Raw genomic sequence first — 21,971 nt, forward strand, 5'->3', positions numbered from 1 at the left:
AATCGGGCTTGATTGCAAAAATTTTAAAATAATTATTCTAAACTATATCGGATTTGAAAACCTCCTGCTACGGTCGAACGATAGAATGAATTGGAAACCAAAGGGTTATTCATCATTTTATCGAAATATGCAGTAACTGATAATTTATCACTCACCGAATAACTAATCTGAGGCCTAAATTGGAAATTCACGAAGCCTTGTGTTACGACCGTCTCCGCATCCAACTTTCGCTGCAAGGTCCGCGTATCTCGAATGGTTAAATTCATATTGAAACGAAGGTCATTAGGCAAACGCACCAATCGACCATTTATCTTAAAAGGAATCAACATATTGGCTTTGGTAAATCCAACCGCAAAGGTTAAATCCTTATTCGCCACCTCAGCCACTTGGGAGTTGGCTAAATTCAATCCAACGGAACGATCTTGGTTATATTCAAAACGCAAGGAAACCCTACTCTTTGTAATAGCATTAACCCCCACTAAAGGCGAAAAGCGTTCTGTAAATGATATTGTACTCATCACATAAACCGGTATCAATGTGCGTGTTTCAGGATCAAATCGAGAAGATAATGGATACAAAAGACTGTTCAAGGTAAGATTTTGAAAGTCATTCGCTAATTGACCATATTCCAACGATGACACAAAATTACCCACGCTATACGTACTTGAATACATATGTGTAATCGTAAACGAACTAAATTTCTTCGTAATACCCGGGAACAAATTCAGGCCATTATAGTCCACTTTCCAGTTGGGCAATGGTAAATTATAAAAAGGCGAAAACTTGACATCATTCGCAGAAACACCTGAATAAGCGGCAAAGAAAGATGGAATCAACACATCTTGCGAATTCTTGTTATACATGCCCTCTGCGACCTTCGTACGATTCAAACGTGTCATGAGCACTTCTCGATTCGAACGAAATATTTCGAACACATTCGTCGGATCTTTAAATGCTGTCATAAAGGACAAAAAGGACATCGAATAATTTCCTGAACGCAAAGGACTCTGACTCTTAAATGGTCCACCTAATTCCGCAGGACGGAAAAACTCCTGATAATTATCTCCTTTATTATAATTCCCCTCAACCTGAATACGTAAATCTTTGTTCGGCTCTAATTGCGTTGAATAACTGAATTTCTGTTGACGCAATTGGGTAAACGGCACATTCTGAACGATACTCTTCGACAACCAGCCATTCTCCGCAGCCGTGAAACGAATTTGATCACTTTGCCCCCCACTAACAAAATCCAATCCAGGTGCACCCCAATTCCCATTCATGCCCAATTTACCTGGTGATGGATTAAATCCAGGCAAGGTTGTGGACTCGTTTATTGAATAGTTAACCTGAATTCCGCGAAGTGTTAAAAGCAATCGGGCTACCGACTTCAATGCATTCTTAGGCGGAATGATGATATCCTCATCATCTCCTGGATTTCGCGCTACGTCCTTCGTGCTAGGATTACTTGAATTCACCCAACGTAAAGCACGAATCCTGTTGTACAAGGATACAAAGTCAACTTTACCATTAATGGAACGCTCCCGGGTATTCTTAATAATATTACCAAAAGGAATATCCAAAGAGTCCTTGATATTAAATGAATTGGCAAAGTAATTATACCCAATGCGATGCGTATAATCCGCATTCATCCAATCCGTCAAAGGCAATTTCTGCAGCGGCAAGCGCCATATCAATCCGGCTTGTTGGTCGAACTCCTTTGCTCTACCCAAGGCACGTATATTGAAAATGACCGAATCACGCTTTGCTTGGGTATCTAAATCCCCAAATGGCTCATCGATAATGGAATTAACATTGGCTGAATAGTTGACAATCATACTCTTAGTCAAATTCCAATTGAAGGCATACTGCCGATTCAAGAACCAATATTTCTCAAATTGCGGAGCAACTCCTTCGGTCGTTAATTGTTGGTTTCGCAATTGCGTCTTCACAAAACTCCGATCCATCTCGGCACGCATCGTAATCGAAGAAGGAATAATATTCACATTTAAATCACGCAAAAGAGCCAACCACTGCGAATTAGATTTCATCTTCGTAAATGGCTCCCAGTAGTTTGCTGACGAGGTATAGCTATATAAAATACTTCCTCGTTGACTTAATTGTCGGTAAGTTTCCGTCAATGTATTCGTTCGAATCATTTCGGAATAGGCATAGCTAAACGTAAAATTCGACAAGTCCCAGACATAGGCATGCTTCGCTAACGAAGATCGAATCTTGCGGACATTGGTAAAATTAAACCCTTGTCGTTCCGTATTATCTTCTACTAATTTCAAATAATCCGCACGCTTAGCCTGTGTATTAAATTTACTTACCGCATCGGCTAAGAAGATATCGGGATCTAATGGATCAAATTGAGGAGCGACGTTTCGTCGGTCATAGGACACATAAAAAGGAATCTTAAAGCCCCATTTCTGCGGTAAAAACTTATCCAAATTCAAATTGGCCGTAATGCCATATTCCTTCGTATTATCGCGTGATCGATCCGAAATCTTTGATTGAACTCCACCAAAGCCATAGTTTTTGAAACTACCATTCATGGTAATTTGGCCTAAATCAGCCAATTTAATTCCCATCTTACCTAAGGCAGCTGCACCCGAAGTTTGATCAAAACCTGAAGCTCTCAACTCATTTACCCATACGCAGAAGGACTTATTTTGACCGTCTTTTGCCGTATTTCGAACACCTATCATCAAAATCATCGATGCACTCTGATCCGGGCGGCCCATCACAGTCACGCGATAGGTTTTCCCTGTAGAAGAAAGCATATTCAAGGTAAAACGATCATTCAAGAATTTGCCTTGTCGGTCCCGTTCAATTTTTGCTTGCTTCAATAAGTCAAATTCAATATCAAATTCATTGTCTTGAGGCCAAATTTCAATATCTAAACTTTGGCCTTTTTGCGTTTGACGTAATCCCGTTTGTTCAACTTCGTAATAGTTGTCCGTCAAGTCAGTTCCTATACGCATAAAAGCAGAAACCTGCCCATCCACCTGATCGGGGCTCTGCATCGAAACAAACATGCGTAGACGCTTGTAATTAATGAAATCAAATGCCGAATTCTTAAACACACCACGCGCATCGCCCGGACGTAAATTATCCACGCATAAACTCATCGATTGTTCATTCAATCGTGCGTTATTAATCGTTGTCACGTCTTGATCCCGAACAAATCCCGGAGGCACAACATAGGGAATCGTATTCGCACCTTTGGTTGCCGGGCCATTTTCCTCGATGTTTACGGAAGATATCCGGAACTTCGCATCATAGGTCTCCGGAATTTCCTGTCCATTGCGTTGATCCAAATCCCCGATAAACTTGCGGTAAGAATAACCGGATAATTGTAATTGCGCAAAACGTAAAACCACAGGATCTTGGAATTGACTCAATAACATTCGGAAGAAACGAATCGATTTGAAACTCGAAATTTCACCTGCCGGAGTCGTATAATTACGTTTGTCTTTGATCGGGATTCGGAATAAATACCAATCCACTCCCCCATCATTGACTTTATCAACAACAAATCCTTGGCCAACCGCTAATCCGCCCGGCTTCAAGTCGACCTCATATTGAAAATACGCCTCAACCTCATTAACGGTATTATCATTATTTAAATCCTCGCGGTCTGGCATCATGGAATTCGCCTCCGTCACATTCGAATTACTCGGGTTATCCGTCGTAGGCGAATTGTTTTCAATCCCCATGTAATTCTTGTAACGCTCAATCATACTGCCGGTAGTATTATAATTACTACTCAAATAATGCACGAAGTCATCACCCGCAGGGTCAGCTTGTATCGCGGCAATCGCCTTCGAATCGCTTACACGCGTTTTGGTTTGCGCTAGATATTCCGCAAAATAGGTAGCTTCTGAAATCGAACTATTCTCATTGACCTGATTAGGTAAACCGTCCAATCCAATATCTTGTTGGCCTCGTCCCCCTTGATTATCAAAGGCATTAATCACAAATTGACGTTTTGGCGCTAAGCCCCAATTCGTTTTCTCAACATTCTGCGAACCTCCCGAAACAATCTTTTCACCTGCCGGAATGCCATTCTCAAAGTTGGAGAAACCATCCGGAATAAAATCTTCCGACACATCTCCCAAATGGAAAATCAATTTACCCCCTGTCGTATTATTCTTATTAAATACACCATCACGAATTTTCCCAGACTCTCCGGAAACAAATGGATCCATCAACCAAAACTCAATCTGCTCCACATTCGCATTGTCGAAATCGGTATCTGATGTTATCGCACGCGTTATCGCTCCAAAATTATTCTTCGGATTGGCTAATAAGCCTTGTGATGTCAAATTCGGATTAAAGTTATAAATACCGCGTTCTGATGGGAAATAAGCAACATCCAAAACGCCCAGCGGTAAATTGGTGATGTTATTCGCGAAATCTTTATTGGGGAACAAGCCCTTTGGCGTTACAACCCGCTCATAGGCATAGGTATTCACCGTGGCTGGATCAAGTCCAGGAACATCGATCGAGAATCCACCTTGTCCATAGAGACTGGCATCCACGTTATATGCTGAAATTTTCGCCCGACGGAAATTTGAACTCAAGTCCCGTGGATTCGCTACCACAAAATCCTTTGGCGTTGACGCAGGACGCCATAAGGTCGGTTGCGAACTTAAGTTAAATACGACGCGTGCCGACTCAAAATCATCGATAAACGCGTTCCCCTGCACACGATCATTGACATTCGGAATTAACTTGGCAAATTCACCTTGAAAATCAATGACTGATGTTTCCTTCGTGGAAATAATGGGCAATGCATCAATCATCCGAGTTAATGCATTTGATTTCTTCAAAATACTCGCATCAAACCCAATCAAAGTATTATTAACGGGTTCATTCCCAATCGAAACACGACGTAAAAAAGCCGGTGGTGTTTCACTCATGCTCTGCACCGTTGCCCCTAAATGTACATCTTGACCTAAATTATAATCCAAACGTGTCCCCAATAAGGTTCTCACCTGATTGGTAAATAAATCAGGCTTTTCGTAACATACTTTTAACTCTCTCCCCGACTGAAATACGCCTTCATTTAGAATCTTCACTTTCCCCGACTGCCCTTCTACAATGTAGTCGGAACCCGCAACCAAAGATTGACCTCCCGCTGATACAGTCACCGACTTCGCTTCTACGCCAAATGGCAAGGAAATATCACCACCGACACCCGCCTGAAAATTACCTTTGATAAAAAACTTATTCTTTGAGGCTTGTTGGAGTGCATCCGTCTGCGTCAATCGATACAACTTATCAAAGACATATTTCTCGACCAAATTTGACTCTGATGCAGTGAATTGCTTTTTCAAGCTAGAACCAAAAGGCTCTAGGACAGGGAAAATAATCTTTCCATTTTTGGAATCGATCGTAATATCCTCGATGTAATCAAAATTACCATCAGGCTGAGGATCACCCGCAAAATTCAATTTATCTAATCCCAATACCTTCACCAAAGGAATGTCTTTGACCTTCTCACCTTCGATCAAGTTCGAATTATCTATGCCCGTTGCATCGTCCTTGTAAATCAAACGTAACTGAAAATTCTGCTTACTTAATCCATTCGAATTCAACGAGTAGATATTCTTCATCATCAAATCCCACATGGGGTGTTGCAGGTGGTTCCGAATTGTAGAAGACTTCAACATCTTCAAGATCAATACCTCGTTATCTTGTCGGGCCTGGTAATCTTCCGTCAACTCCCCTACTTTATATTTCCGACCATTAAACGTGTATTCATACGCTACAGCTAACACTTCGTCATTCCGAAGCGGAGCAACTAAAGATATATAACCGAGTTGTGAATTGAACTTAAATTCACGTTCATTTAGACGTTTGGCACCTTTCAACATATCAAAATCAGTCCCACGTTGTAAGGCATAGGCAGATTCTAGTTGATAAGATGCTTGATCCGACTTACGAATTTGTGCATCCGCTGTTAACTTGGCATACAAGCCATTATTTTTGTTATCAACAGTTTGACCAGCGACAATGGGTTGCAAAACAGCTTTATCCCGACTGTATGGATTTGATTCCCCTAAATCGGCTAAGGCGACCAAATTTCGTAAGGTTTCCGTGCTTTGCGTACGATTGGTTACATAAACTTCAACACGTGTAATCGTGATTCCACTCGTAATAACAGGCAGGTTCTGCAAAGAACGCTCGTAATTATTTCGAAAAAAGGTCGATAAAAAGAAGTGCCGATTTTCATCGTATTGATCTGCACGCAATTCAAATGAACGTCCCTGAGAACCACCTTTCATCGTGATACAATCCTGCTTAGAACGTTGTTGTGCTGCGACAACTGTCACATCCAAATTACCAAAACGCAATAATGTCTTAAGACCAAACAAATTCTGAACACCTGGAATCAATTGCGAATTCAATGTCCATGAGGTATTACCGGCTTCAATGTTTTGCAAAATATCTTCTTCCTGCGTTTTCCAATTCAACTTTAATTGATTTTGGAAATTGAAACTTGCCTTCGTATCAAAGTTGGCATTCAAATTCAATTTATCACCAATCTTACCTTGGAAGTTGATCTGTGCCTGTTCGTTGAAAAACAAATTACCTACATAGCGCAATTGAACCGGAATGGCAGGATTATCTACATATTGACCTTGGTAACCGATGTCCAACAATAAACTACCATTGGGTTTAAAATACACTTCGGAACCACCGAAAATTCGATCTATCGCAGGAGGCAATTCAATCTTAGGGAATAAACCGCGAGATTGAACACTACTAGAACCATCGAGACTCTTGGAATAAGCATTCCAAAAACTGCGATTGACCAAACTATTTTGCTGAAGACTATAATCTGAAAAGCTCTTACTATGAATAGGACTCAATGAAAAATCACCCAACAAACGTTCCTGAAATACATTTTCACCGACTATCCGTGTAGTCGATTTAACCTGTGGAATCGCATAAATGGCAAAGGGTGATTTTTGTTTTTGGGTAATCAAAGTCGATTTCTTGACTTGGTACCGTGGCTTTTTTCCACTTTTTTCAAGAACCTTCGTAGAATCTAATTCTTGCCCAACCATGTTCACAGACCCACCAAACACCAATAAGCTCGCAAAAGCTAATGGAAAGGTTCGATGAAAAAGTCGGGGCAAAAACATGCAGAAAGGGTTAAAAATAACTTAACGTAAAGCCAGTTTAATTAATTGTTCTACATTCGAATCTGGATTTGCCTTTAGCAATTGATCCAAATTCTTCTCTGCAGCAACCCGTGGAATTCCAAGTGTCACTAAAGCGGCCAAGGCTTCTTGCTTAATGCCAAATGAAGCATCATGAGATGCCGCACCTGCCTCAACAAACAAGGTATCCTTTTTGCATTTATCCTTCAATTCCAAGATAACCCGTTGGGCCGTCTTCGAACCAATTCCCTTAATGGATTGAATTAAACCGATGTTTTCATTCATAATCGCGGAACGAATCTCACTCGAAGAAAACGAAGAAAGCATCACCAAAGCCGTACTTAAGCCAACACCCGAAACGGATACTAAATCCAAAAACAAGTATTTTTCATCCATGGAATGAAATCCCACCAAGGTATGAGAATCTTCTTTGATCTGAAGATGCGTAAATAACTGAACGTTTTCGTTGCCGTCTTTCAAGGCATCATACGTTTGCAACGAGATTTTCACCTCATAACCTACGCCTTGCACATCAATGATGACATGTGTGCGATCCTTATGTGCTAATTTACCTTTTAAATATGCGATCATGTTATGAAATTCGTAAACGCATACCAGGACGTAAAGTCGTCGAAGCACGCATTCGATTTAGTTTTTTCAATTTTGTTATGGTCAAACCCTGATAACGTTCGGCGATGTCGGAAAGTGTATCACCTGAACGAACTTTATGATACCGAATCTTAGCTTTCCTTACTTTTACTTGAACGACAGGTGCTTCCTCATCGACAGTGGAATCGCCAGGCGTTTGCATGACCTTCTCACGAATCCGTGCGAAATAAAGCAATTGCTTACCACGATTTATCCGATTCGTTCTGAGTTGATTTAAATGTTTTAACTCCAAAACACTCACGTGTAAAATACGAGCGACATCATAAAGCGATTGACCTCGCTTAACCTTGTAACGGCGCTTAACCAATTTATCAACATATAATGAAGCAAGGCTATCGGTTTGCTTCTGATTAACAAAGGAAGCCGAATCTAAAATGGCTTTTCGGTTGGACTTAAAATATTCAAAACGGGAACTTGGAATATAAACAACGACAGTTTTGTTGTCATTGGGAATCGTAGCACCAATTAAATGGGGATTGATAAACTGAAATGTGTCCACATGAATCGAAGCAAATTGCTTTAATCGGTTCAAGTTCAAATACCCTTTCACCTGGATCGTATCGAATGGAATCTTTTTCACCCATTTTTCCGCATGAATGGCATGGTCAGCATGATAGTTCATCATGTAATCCATCGCGATGAATTGGGGAACATAAGCACGGGTTTGCTTGGGTAGACAATTATAAATACCCCAAAAATCACTACGACCACATTTACGAATCGCACGTTTAACATTTCCTGGACCCGTATTATAGGCCGCTAATGCTAAATGCCAATCACCAAAAATGCGGTATAACTGCTTCAAATACTTACAAGCTGCCTCCGTAGCTTTTTCTGGATCGAATCGTTCATCTACAACGCCATCAACACGTAAACCGAAATCTCCTCGTGCAGTATAAGGCATAAATTGCCACAATCCACCAGCACCTTTATTACTTAAGGCCCGCGGCTCTAATCCGGATTCAATTAAGGATAAATACTTCAACTCATCAGGAAGATTGTATTGCTTTAGGTATTTCTCGTATAAGGGAAAATAGAGGTCCCGCTTCTCCAACATCCGTTGGGTAAACTCCGCTTTCCGAAAAGCAAAATATTCGACGAACTGATGCGTTTGAAAATTATAGTTTAAGGGAATTTGATTTTGAAGTCCCTTCAATCGGCTTGACACGATCGAAGGATCAATCATAAATGCCGTAGGTAAACCTTGTTCCACTAAGGCCAAAGAATCAATGGCAGCTAAATCATCCGCTGGGAAATAGTTCTTTCCCGCAGTATTCTCTTGAGCTGGTGGCAAAGCAGCTGTAATCTGCCCCCTAACAGGGAGAGCAAATACCAACAAAGCCACAAAACACAAAAGTCTGTTTAACATCTATTCAAATTGCTTAGCAAATTCAATCAATCCTTGTTCATCATATGCCTTTCCTGTAATCTGAAAGCCCATAGGCAAAGCTTCTGCATCAACTCCCATTGGAACAGAAATGGCGGGTAGACCCGTGATGTTCGCTTGCACCGTGAACAAATCACCCAAATACATTTGAAGTGGGTCTAAAGTCTTTTCCCCTAACTTATAAGCCGTAGATGAAGTCGTAGGTGAAATAATGAAATCACTTTCCGCTAAAATCTCCAAAGTTCTTTCTTGAATCAAACGACGAACTTGTTGCGCCTTCGTATAATAAGCATCGTAATAGTCGGCACTTAATACAAAAGTCCCCAACATTATCCGACGCTTCACCTCTTCACCAAAAGCTTCATCACGTGTTTTCTTGTACAAGTCCATTAAATCCTTTGCATCCGCTGACCGATGCCCAAATTTAACACCGTCAAAACGTGCCAAATTTGAACTCGCTTCTGCGGTAGTTAACACATAATAGGTGGGTAATAATTGCTCGATAAAAGCAAAATCTACAGAAACTACTTCGTATCCAGCTGCTTTCAATTTAGCTACTTGAGCAAAAAATGCCTCCCGAATCTCAGGCTGCAAACTTGGATGTTCTACAATCTCTTTGATATAGGCCACCTGCTTCTTGCTTGAAAAATCCGTTGAAAAATCATCTACAACCGTACTATCATAGCCATCTTTTCCTTCGATTGTTTTCAGAACAATCGCTAAATCCGATAAATGATGTGCCATCGGCCCAATCGTATCAAATGATGATGCGTATGCGATAAGCCCCCAACGAGAAACACGACCATAAGTAGGTTTCAAGCCCATAATTCCACAAAAAGCAGCTGGCATCCGAATGGAACCACCTGTATCTGTACCTAAGGAGACTTGACACATGCCTGCTTGAACTGCAACGGCCGAACCGCCTGAACTCCCACCCGCAACATGCGCAGGATTGGCAAAATTTAATACCGGACCAAAAGAAGAATTCTCATTCGTTGATCCCATCCCAAACTCATCACAATTTTGTCGGCCAATGATAATCGCATCGGCGTCCAACAACCGTTGGACAGCGGTCGCGGAAAACGTGGATTGAAAACCATGTAAGATTTGGCTACCCGCCTGGCTCGGATGATCTGCATAGCAAAGTAAATCTTTGATACCCACGATCAAACCCGCTAAGGGTCCTGCATTGCCTTGTTTAATTTTGGCATCAATCTCCACCGCTCGTGCTAATGACTCTTCGTCATAAACAGTTAAAAATGCATTTAATTGGGCATTATATGCTGCTATCTGATCTAAATGACCTTGCACAATCTCCACACACGTACGCTTGCCAACCAATAAATCTCGACGTATTTCCGAGTAGGCAACAGGGGCTAAATTCATCAAAAAATGGGATTCTTTTTAAACACAAAAGCATAGTTGGCTTTCGCCAACTATGCATTGAAAACAAAAACGGGAAGACTATTTCTTCGTTTCGTCTAATTCTTTGTTGATCTGATCTTTTACTTCATTCTTCGCGTCTTGGAACTCACGAATTCCTTTTCCAAGTCCACGCATTAATTCAGGTAACTTCTTGCCACCGAAAAACAACAAGATCGCTAAGCCAATTAATAATAATTCACCGCCACCTAAACCATTCAAAAACAATAATATACTTGAGATGTTCATTGTAGTCTAATTTTTAATTTTGTAAATATATTCAATAGTCAGTAATAATCCTTATTCAGGCGTTAAACATTCGCATGTTTTTCAAATTCATCTAATTCATTTTTTATCGATTTCCCAACCCATAAAACAACCGCTAAATCATCCGTAAACCCCACAAAAGGCAAGACATCTGGAATGAAATCAAAGGGTGAAATAAAATAAACTAAAACAGCCACCATTTTCACTAACGTAATAGCAGGCAATTTCTTGTATGTCCCAGCGATATAGGCTTTAATTAGTTCACTAAACAAAACAATGTAATGGTTTAATAATTTAACCACCGAAATATTGCTCGTTGCGGCTAGCTCCTGAACCTTCACAAGCGCCTTCTGAAGTAGGCCTAGCATACCTAATTTATCATGCATGAAAACAGCTTCCGCTTTTTCCATGGCTTTCTGAAAATAATGTGACGAAATAATCCGATCGATAAAGCTTTTCTCTGTTCCCATTTTCACTAATTAATCCTTAAATATACTAAAATGCTTCTAAAATCAAGTCGGGTCTATCCTTTATAATATTGATTTTAAAAAGAACGTCGATAATTGCCGATTATGTCTTATTTTTGCAGCGATTTTAGTATAATCTTTCCTAAAAATAAAAACAATGAAAATCACCGTAGTAGGAGCAGGTGCCGTAGGTGCAACTTGTGCTGACAACATCGCTAGAAAAGAATTAGCCGATGAATTAGTATTATTAGATATCAAAGAAGGAATTGCTGAAGGCAAAACCCTTGATATGTTTCAAACGGCCTCTTTGTTAGGTTTTGATACGAAATTAGTAGGTTCAACAAACGATTATTCAAAAACAGCAAATTCAGATGTTGTCGTAATTACTTCAGGTCTTCCTCGTAAGCCTGGTATGACACGTGAAGAATTAATCGGCGTGAATGCGGGTATCGTGAAGAGTGTTATTGAAAACATTCTTAAATTCTCTAAAAACCCAATCATTGTTATCATTTCTAACCCAATGGATACAATGACTTACCTTGCGAAATCAGTTGCTGGTTTAGACAAGCACCGCATTATCGGTATGGGTGGCACTTTGGATTCAGCACGTTTCAAGTGCTACTTAGCTAAAGCAATGGATGTATCAATCAATGATATCCACGGAACGGTTATCGGTGGTCACGGAGATACAACGATGATTCCATTAAAGCGTTTAGCAACTTACAATGGTGTTCCAGTAAGCCAATTCTTGGATGCAGATACTTTAGACAAAGTAGCAGCTGACACAATGGTCGGTGGTGCAACCTTAACAGGTTTATTGGGTACTTCAGCTTGGTATGCTCCAGGTGCTGCAGGTGCTGCATTAGTTGAGGCAATTGTACGTGATGAGAAAAAGATCATGTCTTGCTGTGTATCCCTTGATGGAGAATATGGTCAATCTGATATTTGCCTAGGCGTACCCGTGGTATTAGGTAAAAACGGATGGGAGAAAATCGTTGATTATAAATTAACAGAAGATGAGCAAGCAGCCTTTAACAAGTCTGCGGATGCTGTTCGCAATATGAACTCGGTATTAGAAACCTTGTCTCTGTAATTGTAAATTACTAAAAAGCCTCTCCTATTTGTTTAGGAGAGGCTTTTTTCATGCCCTATAAATCGTTTATTTTGAACGAATGGCCGTCACTGGATCCATCTTCGCGGCCACCCATGCCGGAATAATTCCGGATAACACACCGATGAAACTTGATATAAATAAGCCCTTAATAACATTTCCAGCCGTCAAACTCAAAGGAAGTGCTTCTTGTGGAATCAAGGTTATTAAGACGACTAATCCAATTCCAACGACCCCTCCAATCAAACTCAAAAATATAGCCTCAAATAAGAACTGCCACAAAATCACATAATTCTTCGCGCCTAAGGATTTCTGAATACCAATGATATTCGTCCGTTCCTTCACAGAGACAAACATGATGTTTGCGATACCAAAACCACCTACCAACAACGAAAATCCGGCAATCAGAGCTCCAGCAATATTCAAAGCCGCAAAAATTCCATCGAAAAACGCTTGAAGACCATCTAAACGATTCACAGAGAAATTATCTTCTTGCTTCGGTTTAATTGATCGTAAACTACGCATCATGCCCGTAATCTCCCCTTCCAAAGCAGCTTGTCCATCATCCGACTTAAATGCTTTAATCGCAATATCTGGTGCAGGTTTATCTTTTTGAAAGACCGCCGCAAAAGTTGTGTAGGGAATAATCACTTTTTCATCGGGAGTACCTCCAAAATTCAACATATCCTCCCCTTTCTTTTCAATGACTCCAATAACCAAAAATTTAATGCCATTGACTTTGATAATCTCTCCTACAGCAGACCGACCATCCACTAGAGTTTCTGCAACTTTGGCACCTATAATACAGACAAACAATCCGTTATCTGATTCAATGGGAAGAAAGTAGCGTCCATCTTGAATGGGCGTACTCGTAATTTGATTGTACTCATACGACGCCCCCGTCATATTGGCATCGATACTATTACTACCTCTAGAAACATTCGCGGTCCGACCGCCATCCATGATCGCAATGGCTTCTGCGTTTTCTAAATGCTCCTTCAAGTATTTAAATTCCGTGTACTTCATCTCCGGACGATTCAAATACTTCCACCAAGGGTAATTATTCTGCATCAACCATGGCCATTTTCCTACATATAATACGCCAGAACCTGCAAAGGAATCAATCTCCTTACGAATCTTGTTATTCAATGAATCCACAGCTGTAAAAACAGCTACGATGGCAAAAATACCCACACTTACACCTAATAAGGACAAGGTAGTACGCATCACATTAGATCGCAATGCCTGATAGGCAAACAAAAAACTCTCGTAAACTTGGCGTAAAAAGAACATAGATTTCAGTTTGAATTCAAATTTACAATTAATAACGAAAGGAATTCGTTCATTCGGATGAAATGCACATCAGAAACTTTGAGTGGTTATATGTTGGTAAGATTGGATTTCGTAATTTTAAAATTCAATTCGTAGATACATGCACTGGAGTAAGCGGGACATCGAGCAATTAAAAATTCATTTCGAAGGAGAACTCTTTTTCAATGATTCGCAAACCAGTCGGCTGACCAAAAAATTGTACGCCACCGATGCATCCGTCTATGAGGTGGAACCCACAGCCGTGGCGATTCCGATGCATGCAAAAGACATGAAACGTCTTATTCAATTTGCAGCTACACACAAGACTAACATCATTCCCAGAGGTGCAGGTACTTCCCTAGCAGGCCAAGTTGTAGGTGATGGTATTGTCTTGGAGATTTCTGCTCAAATGGCCAAAATCATCCAATTAAACAAAAAAGAACAATCCGTTTGGGTAGAACCCGGCATAATACGAGATGATTTAAATAAGCATTTAGCGGCTGCCGACTTGTTTTTTGGTCCTGAAACCTCAACAGCTAACCGCGCGTTGATTGGTGGTATGATCGGAAACAATTCCTGTGGACTGCATTCGATTGTTTGGGGAACGACACGTGACCATTTAATGGAAACGAGAGCTTGGTTATCCGATGGAACCGAAATTCATACAGAACCCTTGAGTCTAGATGCTTTTTATAAGAAAACAGCGCTCAACAACCTGGAAGGGAAAATTTACCGAGAATTACATCGAATCCTCAATAACCCTGAGATTCAATTATTGATTAAAAACGCTTTTCCAAAAGCTGAAATCAAACGTCGGAACACCGGTTATGCACTCGATGCACTTATCGAAATGCAACCTTTTAACCCGAACGGAAAACCATTTAATCTTTCCGCTTTATTCGCAGGGTCCGAAGGCACCTTAGCCGTCGTTCATGCAGCCAAATTAAACCTATTAAACAAACCCGAACCGTTTGTGGGTTTACTTTGTTTGCATTGCACTAGCTTACAGGATTCATTAAAAGCGAATATTCTCGCCTTAGATTCCCACCCAACCGCATCCGAATTAGTGGATGATTTTATTCTTTCTTTTACGGAGAATCATCCCAACTTTAAAGATGACCGAAGCTTTATCGAAGGGAAACCTGCCGCCATATTGATGGTCGAATTCCGATCAGATAGCCAGGCTACATTAGATGGAAAAATCAATCAATGCATCGCATCGATTCAAGAAGCTAACCTAGCGTATGCATTCCCAGTCTTGTACGGCGATGAAATCAGCAAAGGTTGGGACATTCGAAAAGCTGGTTTAGGTCTTATCCGTAACCAAACCGGGCTTAAACAACCCGTTAACCTGATCGAAGACTGTGCCGTTGCTCCGATTGATTTACCTGCCTATGTGGCTGATATTCAAGCATTACTTGCTAAAAATAATGTTCAAGCGGCCTATTACGCGCATGCGGGAGCAGGCGAATTACACATTGAACCCTTTTTGGACATCCACAGCACGGAAGGCAAAACATTATTCCGTTCCTTATTAACGGAAACGGTCGAAATACTTAAGAAATACAAAGGCTCATTGAGTGGAGAACATGGAGATGGCCGACTAAGAGGTGAATTTATACCTCAAATTATGGGGGATGCTATTTACCAATTGTTCGTGGAAATCAAACAATTATTTGACCCTAACAACATTCTCAATCCAGGTAAAATAGTTCACTCACCTCCCATGGATGAGGCATTTCGAAAGAAAGAAACAAAAATTCCACAAGCGTATTATTTTCATTACCTAGAAACAGGAAGTCCATTAGGACTCGCTGAAAAATGCTCAGGATCAGGCGATTGCAAAAAAACGGCATTGACAGGTGGAACGATGTGCCCGAGTTTCATGGCGAGCCAAAAAGAAAAAGATAGTACTCGAGGAAGAGCTAATATTTTACGCCAACTTATCACGGAAAGTGGTTCAGAGGCCTATTCGAATCCGGAATTACTGGAAGTATTAGATCTATGTCTTTCTTGCAAAGGTTGCCAAACGGAATGTCCATCTGGGGTAGATATGGCCAAGTTGAAGGCAGAAACGCTCCAACAGCATTATGACAAACAAGGAACTCCTTGGCGGACACAGATGGTCGGGCACTTCCCTAGCCTTCAAAAATTGGCAAGCTATGTGGCCCCTCTATATAATTTACTCATCAACTTTCCGGGAAGCTCTATTCTACTGAAAAGTGCCATGGGCTTCTCATGGAATCGAAGCATTCCAGAAGTTCATTTTACTAGCCTAGAATCGTGGCATAAAGCGCACAGCAAGCGTATAAACCAAGAAACATTTCCCAAGGGTTTTGTGTATGTATTTGCGGACGAATTCACCAACTACAATGAGGTAGCATTGGGGAAAAAGACAATATTACTGCTAAATGAACTAGGATACGGAGTCAAAATACCCAATCAAATCATCAGTGGTAGAACCTACATATCCAAAGGCATGCTTGCCTTTGCGAAGAAATTAGCGAACACCAATGTCGAGATACTGAAAGGCCTGATTTCAAAGGAACATCCTTTTATCGGGATTGAACCTAGTGCTATTTTAAGTTTCCGCGATGAAATTCCTCATTTAGTGGAGGAATCATTACGTCAGGATGCTATGCAGCTAAAGGAAAATTGCCTTCTCATCGATGAATTTCTATTACAAGAAATAAAAGCTAAACATATTACAGCAGATCAATTCACGGATAAACCGGAAAAAATCGTGTTGCACGGACACTGCCATCAAAAATCGATTGCGGGCATCAGTAGCACACGACAAGTATTGAACTTTCCAACAAATTATGAGGTTGAACTCTTACCAACAGGCTGTTGTGGTATGGCGGGATCATTTGGTTATGATAAAAAACATTATAATTTATCACAGCAAATCGCCAAATTAGTCCTCTACCCTCGCCTATTGGCCACAAAAAGTAAAACCATCATCGCCATGAACGGAACATCTTGTCGGCACCAAATCAAAGACGGAATCGATAAAGAAGGATTTCATACTGCCGAAATTATGTACAAAGCACTCGCACAAAAGCAATTCAAATTATGATCCAATACAACATATCCATCTTTGTCGAAAACAAAATCGAAGAGCAAGCCATCAAGGCACTTACAAAACATATCGTTCCAGAATTAAATGCATGGGATTTTGTTGAGCAGGCACACGTATTTGAAATTAGCTCCCACCAAGAACCCGACTCGAAGGGCTTTTCCGTGCAATGCTTAATTCCGCAATCTGAAGAAGTAAGAAAAGAAGCGATTGAAAACCTAATATCTAATTTCTTTTTAGCCGAATTCCCGAATCAGTTCGTTTATTTCCCTAGCCAGTTGAGAAGACTTTAGGCCCAGCGAATGGGCTCGATTCCTTTGGAGATCAAGAAATCATTGGTTTGCGAAAAAGGTTTGGTACCAAACCAACCACCCCGATTCGCTGCTAAAGGAGAAGGGTGCGCCGATTTAATCACCGCATGCTTTGATTCATCAATCATCGAAGCGAAATGCTGGGCATGATTTCCCCACAATAAAAAAACCAAAGGTTTTACTTGTGAATTCAAAGCCTCAAGAACGGCTTTTGTAAAAATAGGCCAATGATAAGAAGCATGCGAGCCGGCCTCTCCAGCGCGAACAGTTAATGACGTATTTAGGAGTAAAATACCCTGACGAGCCCAATCCGATAAATCACCCGAGGAACGTATCAGCCCGAGGTCATTGAATAACTCTTTGTAAATATTCTTCAGTGAAGGCGGCAAGGGAATCGAATTCGGGACAGAAAAGCTTAAGCCATGCGCCTGCCCTATCCCATGATAAGGATCCTGACCGAGTAAAACGACCCGGGTCTGCTCAAAAGAACAGCCATTAAAAGCATCGAACAATTGATTCAAAGGAGGATAAACTTCTTCAACCTGATAAGCATGAAGGACTTTTTCAGAAAGACGATCAAATTTTTCCGATTCCAGCGTAGATTTCAAGACCGTTTTCCAATCATTCTGCAGTAAATCCTGTAATTTTAGTACTTCATTTGCCATAGCAATCAACCCATGTCGCTTTATAATACACCTGAAATATCGATTGAAGTCATTGTCCACCATATACCTGATATGGAAATTCAAAAACCGTATCAATACTTCTTCAGTTACCAAATTACAATCTTAAATCGGTCCACACAACCCGTCCAACTCGTAAGTCGATATTGGCATATACTCGATGGAGGCTTGCATGAAGAAACGGTGAAAGGATTAGGGGTTGTAGGCCAACAACCCATCTTAGAACCCAATACATCATTTACATATTCGTCTGGCTGTCCTTTGATGTCGGAATTCGGCAAAATGAGTGGCCATTATACCTTCTTGAATTTAGCTACGCAAGAAACTTTTCAGGTAGAAATCCCTGCCTTTTCCCTCACGACGACTTTTGCTCAGAACTAATGTTTAAACGATTCGCATTTAACTGGAAGGCACAAACAGCACATGGCTTGCACTCACCTTTCGTATTTGACATATATACGCAAGTAATTGACCCGATTTACCAGCAGAATCCCGTAAATATCCAGGAATCCATCATTCACGGCCTAGGTAAACATTTAAAATTAGCCGCCGGAAAAATACATGTTGTTGATTTCGCTAAACTCAACGAGACTGATTTACAAGCCATAAGCGATTTATTGGATGATCAGGACAATCTACTCATTTGCCTGAATATTCGCCATTCTGAAGAATCCTTACAAAATTGGGCCTTCATTGCTGCAAAAACACAAGCCATTCATTGCATCGAATTATTCGAAATGGGAATCATTTCATTAAAACGCATTGCACCCAAACAGCACTTCTTTTTAAAGAAGTCATAAAAAAAGGGAGATGACCATTGGCCATCCCCCTCAAAAAAAAAAAAAAATACGATTAAACCGGCTTAGCGATTTCTACAAGTACTCGCTTCCCTTTGATTTGCGCGCCAACCATCTTATCGATTACTTGGTTTGCATATTCTTTCGGTACATCTACGTACGTGTGTTTATTCTCAATTTGAATTTGGCCTAACACATTTCCTGGAATTCCTGTCTCACCTGCAAAGGCTCCAACGATATTCGAAGGGGAAATTTTTTCATTAAATCCAATATTCACAAACATACGAACCATGTTTTCGTCTGTTTTGTAAGGTTTTCCTTCACGATCCACACGAGGACCACGTGGGCCACGGTCACGATCACGATCTCCACCACGTTCGAAACGACCACCACGATCTCCTCCACCGCGTGAATCACGGTCAAAACGACCACCACCACGGCGCTCTCCACCACCACGCGAATCACGATCACGGTATCCACCGCCACGCTCCTCACGACCATACTTACGAGATTGACGCTCTAATTCTCCTTCAAGATTCTCGTCACCAAACTCATTCTTCTGGATACCCATGTTCATTTTAACCAAAGCAGCAACGATTTGCTCCGTAGAGAATCCTGCATGCTGTAGGTTTTCCAATGAATCAGAGAATACCTCTAAATCACCTTCGTTGATCGTAGCAGCCACACGTTCAATGAACATGCCTTTCTTGATACCAACAACATCTGTAAACGATGGAATTACACCTTTGTCAATTTTAACTTTGGTGTAGTTCATGATCTCACGCAAACGATTCCGCTCAGAACCTACAACCAAGGTAAATGCCTTACCGAATTTACCAGCACGACCTGTACGACCGATACGGTGTACATAATATTCTTCATCCAAAGGGATATCGTAATTGATTACCGCATCCACATTGTCTACGTCCAAACCACGAGCCGCCACATCCGTAGCAACCAAAATATTTACATTTCCATTACGGAAACGATTCATTACTTGCGTACGTTGGCTTTGGCGCAAATCACCATGTAAACCTTCTGCTGCATAACCACGAGAAACCAATTCTTCTACAACTTCATCCACGCGTTTCTTCTGATTACAGAAGATCAACATCAATTTCAATGCGTAAAAATCGATCAAACGCGTAGTAACCTCCATCTTCGCACGTCCTTTTACATCGAAATACAATTGTTCGATGTTCACGTTCGTGATTTCATTTTTAACGACCTTCACTAATTTCGGCTCAGTCAAATAACGACTTGTCAAAGCCATGATTGGCTTAGACATCGTTGCTGAGAATAAAACAGTCTGACGCTCGTTTGGCATTTCTTGCAAGATACTTTCGATATCCTCACGGAATCCCATATCCAACATCTCATCAGCCTCATCCAATACGATCATGGATGCTTGTTGTAACTTTAATGCACGACGCTCAATTAAATCAATCACACGACCCGGAGTACCCACAACGATGTTGGCACCTGCCTTCAATGACTTAATTTGACGATCGATTGAATCACCACCATAAACAGTAGTCACCCAAACACCCTTCGTGAACTTAGAAAGCTTCTTCATTTCTTCCGAAACTTGAACCGCTAACTCACGCGTAGGACATAAAATAATAGCTTGTACGAATTTCTCGAACGGTACGATATGTTCGATCATTGGAATACCAAAAGCAGCAGTTTTACCTGTACCTGTTTGGGCTTGTCCGATGACATCGCGACCTTCTAAAACGTAGGGAATAGCTTCTGATTGAATGGGGGAAGCAAACTCAAAACCCATTTCTTTTACTGCTTCTTGGATACCTTCCGACAAAGGAAGACTATCAAAGCGAATTTTTTCACTCATGATTGTTATGTTTAATTATGATGCCCTCACACATCCGTAATCAAACCTAATAGCCCTTTGTAGTTAATCAATAGGGATTTACAATCACTTGTAATCGATTTATGCGGATGCATTTGTACTAATATGCCACAAAAGTAGGCATACTAACAATAGAAAGCAAACGAATTGGATTATTTTAATAAAGGCTTCTTAGAAAGAGCAAAAATAACACCGTTTTCATCCGACGTTTTGACCTCAATACGAGCAGGCGAAAGCCCCTCACCCACTAAGCGATTCTTGATCACAAAACCTCGCTTCAAGGATGTTCGTTCATCTTTTCCCGAATTAACCAAAATTTTAAGCGATGTTTCTTTATAACGATTCAAGCCTTCAGCCATACGCTTAAAAACATAGTCGACTGGCTTGTCCAATAAATCTGTTTGCGCATCAAAAATCAATTCATTCGCGGCCAACTCGATCGGTTCTGTCTGAGTAGAGTCCGATAAATATTGATGCAATCCCACAATAACAGATGTTTTAGGTACATCAAAAGAAGTCCCTTTGGGCCAAATTAAACTCGTCAATGAATCAGCACGCAATTTCGTCGAATCCAATACCGCACGCGTCAAACTATCATTCAATTTACTTAAGCTATCAATGGGAATAATTTCCTCCGTCTCAGCAATTGTTTCCTCAGCTTCTGTGGATCGAAACGCTGTGTACCAAATGACACCACCCCCTAGAACCAAAATAATAAGCATGTAAACAAACGTATTGACCGTCAAATTCTGCAACAAACCACCTTCACTCAAGGGTTCTTGTTCATCCGAATAGGTCAACAACGCTCCAGTATCTACCCTTAAAATATCTGATAAAAGTAAAATCTCCGAAACACCTAACTGAATTCTAGCAGGACAAAGCACATAAAACTGTTGCTTTAAACCTAAATAATAATCTCCATAAGCTTTCCAATCTTTCAAAGCCGCATATTCTTCCTGCTTTAAACGAAAGCCATACAAACCAAAAAACAAGGTCAAGCCTTTTAAAATAGCTGAACTCTTAGCCCCCATCTCGCGTGACAATAGCATCGCAATCGCACTCTTTTTATCAGGGATCAAAATACCCATCATACCCTCTCCATACCGCAAGATGGCATCTTCATCGTATTTTTGATCAGTTTCTGCTAAGAATGCCTCGATATCAGCGATTGGCGCCGACTTCTGTAAAATAAAATTATACAGCGCATTGAAACGAATACGATTTCGAACAAGCTTCAATAAACCTCCCAAAATAATCGCCTCCCAAACTGGATACAACTCCTCCACTTTTTCGACAGGCTCATTGAGATAGTCCGAAAGCCGATTTAAAATGACCGACTTTTCTTCTCCACTAATTACGTAAAACGATTGATTCATAGGATGCAAAATTACAAGGACTGAACGGATTTCATACAATAACTAT

The 21,971-nt window shown here is 40.7% G+C and carries 15 protein-coding genes; 5 read left to right on the top strand and 10 right to left on the bottom strand.

Translation table 11 applies throughout. The features are described 5' to 3' along the window. Positions 1-32: 32 nt before the first annotated feature. The 6 genes from sov to PQG45_RS04675 form a co-directional block, all read right to left on the bottom strand. Complete coding sequence (sov, locus tag PQG45_RS04650) at positions 33-7,157, bottom strand: T9SS outer membrane translocon Sov/SprA (RefSeq protein ID WP_316070357.1); 7,125 nt, start codon at positions 7,155-7,157, stop codon at positions 33-35. A gap of 21 nt (positions 7,158-7,178) precedes the next feature. Beyond that, complete coding sequence (ruvA, locus tag PQG45_RS04655; protein ID WP_316070358.1) at positions 7,179-7,766, bottom strand: Holliday junction branch migration protein RuvA; 588 nt, start codon at positions 7,764-7,766, stop codon at positions 7,179-7,181. A gap of 1 nt (position 7,767) precedes the next feature. After that, a complete protein-coding gene (locus PQG45_RS04660) occupies positions 7,768-9,213 on the bottom strand; it encodes a lytic transglycosylase domain-containing protein (protein ID WP_316070359.1) in 1,446 nt (481 codons plus the stop codon). After that, entirely contained in the window at positions 9,214-10,617 is a 1,404-nt protein-coding gene (gene gatA / locus PQG45_RS04665) for an Asp-tRNA(Asn)/Glu-tRNA(Gln) amidotransferase subunit GatA (protein WP_316070360.1), read from the bottom strand. Positions 10,618-10,695: 78 nt separating this feature from the next. Continuing rightward, on the bottom strand, positions 10,696-10,902 hold the full coding sequence (locus tag PQG45_RS04670; protein ID WP_315575355.1) for a Sec-independent protein translocase subunit TatA/TatB: 207 nt from the start codon (positions 10,900-10,902) through the stop codon (positions 10,696-10,698). A 62-nt stretch (positions 10,903-10,964) separates the two neighbouring features. Then, on the bottom strand, positions 10,965-11,390 hold the full coding sequence (locus PQG45_RS04675) for a YkvA family protein (RefSeq protein ID WP_315575354.1): 426 nt from the start codon (positions 11,388-11,390) through the stop codon (positions 10,965-10,967). A gap of 154 nt (positions 11,391-11,544) precedes the next feature. On the opposite strand from PQG45_RS04675, the gene mdh reads away from it, so the two are divergent. Next, positions 11,545-12,480: a malate dehydrogenase gene (gene mdh / locus PQG45_RS04680; protein ID WP_316070361.1), complete on the top strand. Its 936-nt coding sequence runs from the start codon at positions 11,545-11,547 to the stop codon at positions 12,478-12,480. A 66-nt stretch (positions 12,481-12,546) separates the two neighbouring features. Here mdh and PQG45_RS04685 read toward each other — a convergent pair whose 3' ends face one another. Continuing rightward, positions 12,547-13,791, bottom strand: a complete 1,245-nt coding sequence (locus PQG45_RS04685) for an ABC transporter permease (RefSeq protein WP_315575351.1) — start codon at positions 13,789-13,791, stop codon at positions 12,547-12,549. A gap of 139 nt (positions 13,792-13,930) precedes the next feature. Here PQG45_RS04685 and PQG45_RS04690 point away from each other — a divergent pair, with 139 nt between their 5' ends. Then, entirely contained in the window at positions 13,931-16,888 is a 2,958-nt protein-coding gene (locus tag PQG45_RS04690) for an FAD-binding and (Fe-S)-binding domain-containing protein (RefSeq protein WP_316070362.1), read from the top strand. After that, the gene (locus PQG45_RS04695; RefSeq protein ID WP_315575347.1) at positions 16,885-17,181 is read left to right on the top strand and encodes a DUF4286 family protein; all 297 of its coding nucleotides are present in this window, start codon (positions 16,885-16,887) and stop codon (positions 17,179-17,181) included. The genes PQG45_RS04690 and PQG45_RS04695 overlap by 4 nt, the downstream gene beginning before the upstream one ends. Here PQG45_RS04695 and PQG45_RS04700 read toward each other — a convergent pair. Further along, positions 17,178-17,864, bottom strand: a complete 687-nt coding sequence (locus PQG45_RS04700; protein ID WP_315575345.1) for a uracil-DNA glycosylase — start codon at positions 17,862-17,864, stop codon at positions 17,178-17,180. The two genes, PQG45_RS04695 and PQG45_RS04700, sit on opposite strands and share 4 nt — an antisense overlap. A gap of 12 nt (positions 17,865-17,876) precedes the next feature. Here PQG45_RS04700 and apaG point away from each other — a divergent pair, with 12 nt between their 5' ends. After that, positions 17,877-18,263 carry a Co2+/Mg2+ efflux protein ApaG gene (apaG, locus tag PQG45_RS04705; protein ID WP_315575343.1) on the top strand — a complete coding sequence of 129 codons (387 nt, stop codon included), beginning with the start codon at positions 17,877-17,879 and terminating at the stop codon, positions 18,261-18,263. Next, positions 18,263-18,682 (top strand): hypothetical protein, encoded by a 420-nt coding sequence (locus PQG45_RS04710; protein WP_315575341.1) that lies wholly within the window; start codon positions 18,263-18,265, stop codon positions 18,680-18,682. Before apaG ends, PQG45_RS04710 begins: the two co-directional genes overlap by 1 nt. 52 nt (positions 18,683-18,734) lie before the next feature. Here PQG45_RS04710 and PQG45_RS04715 read toward each other — a convergent pair whose 3' ends face one another. Both PQG45_RS04715 and PQG45_RS04720 read right to left on the bottom strand, forming a co-directional pair. Continuing rightward, entirely contained in the window at positions 18,735-20,531 is a 1,797-nt protein-coding gene (locus tag PQG45_RS04715; protein WP_315575339.1) for a DEAD/DEAH box helicase, read from the bottom strand. A 170-nt stretch (positions 20,532-20,701) separates the two neighbouring features. Beyond that, on the bottom strand, positions 20,702-21,925 hold the full coding sequence (locus PQG45_RS04720; protein WP_315575336.1) for a hypothetical protein: 1,224 nt from the start codon (positions 21,923-21,925) through the stop codon (positions 20,702-20,704). Positions 21,926-21,971: the final 46 nt, after the last annotated feature.

Origin of the sequence: Aquirufa regiilacus, from assembly GCF_032470275.1 — a bacterium.
GTDB lineage: Bacteria > Bacteroidota > Bacteroidia > Cytophagales > Spirosomataceae > Aquirufa > Aquirufa regiilacus.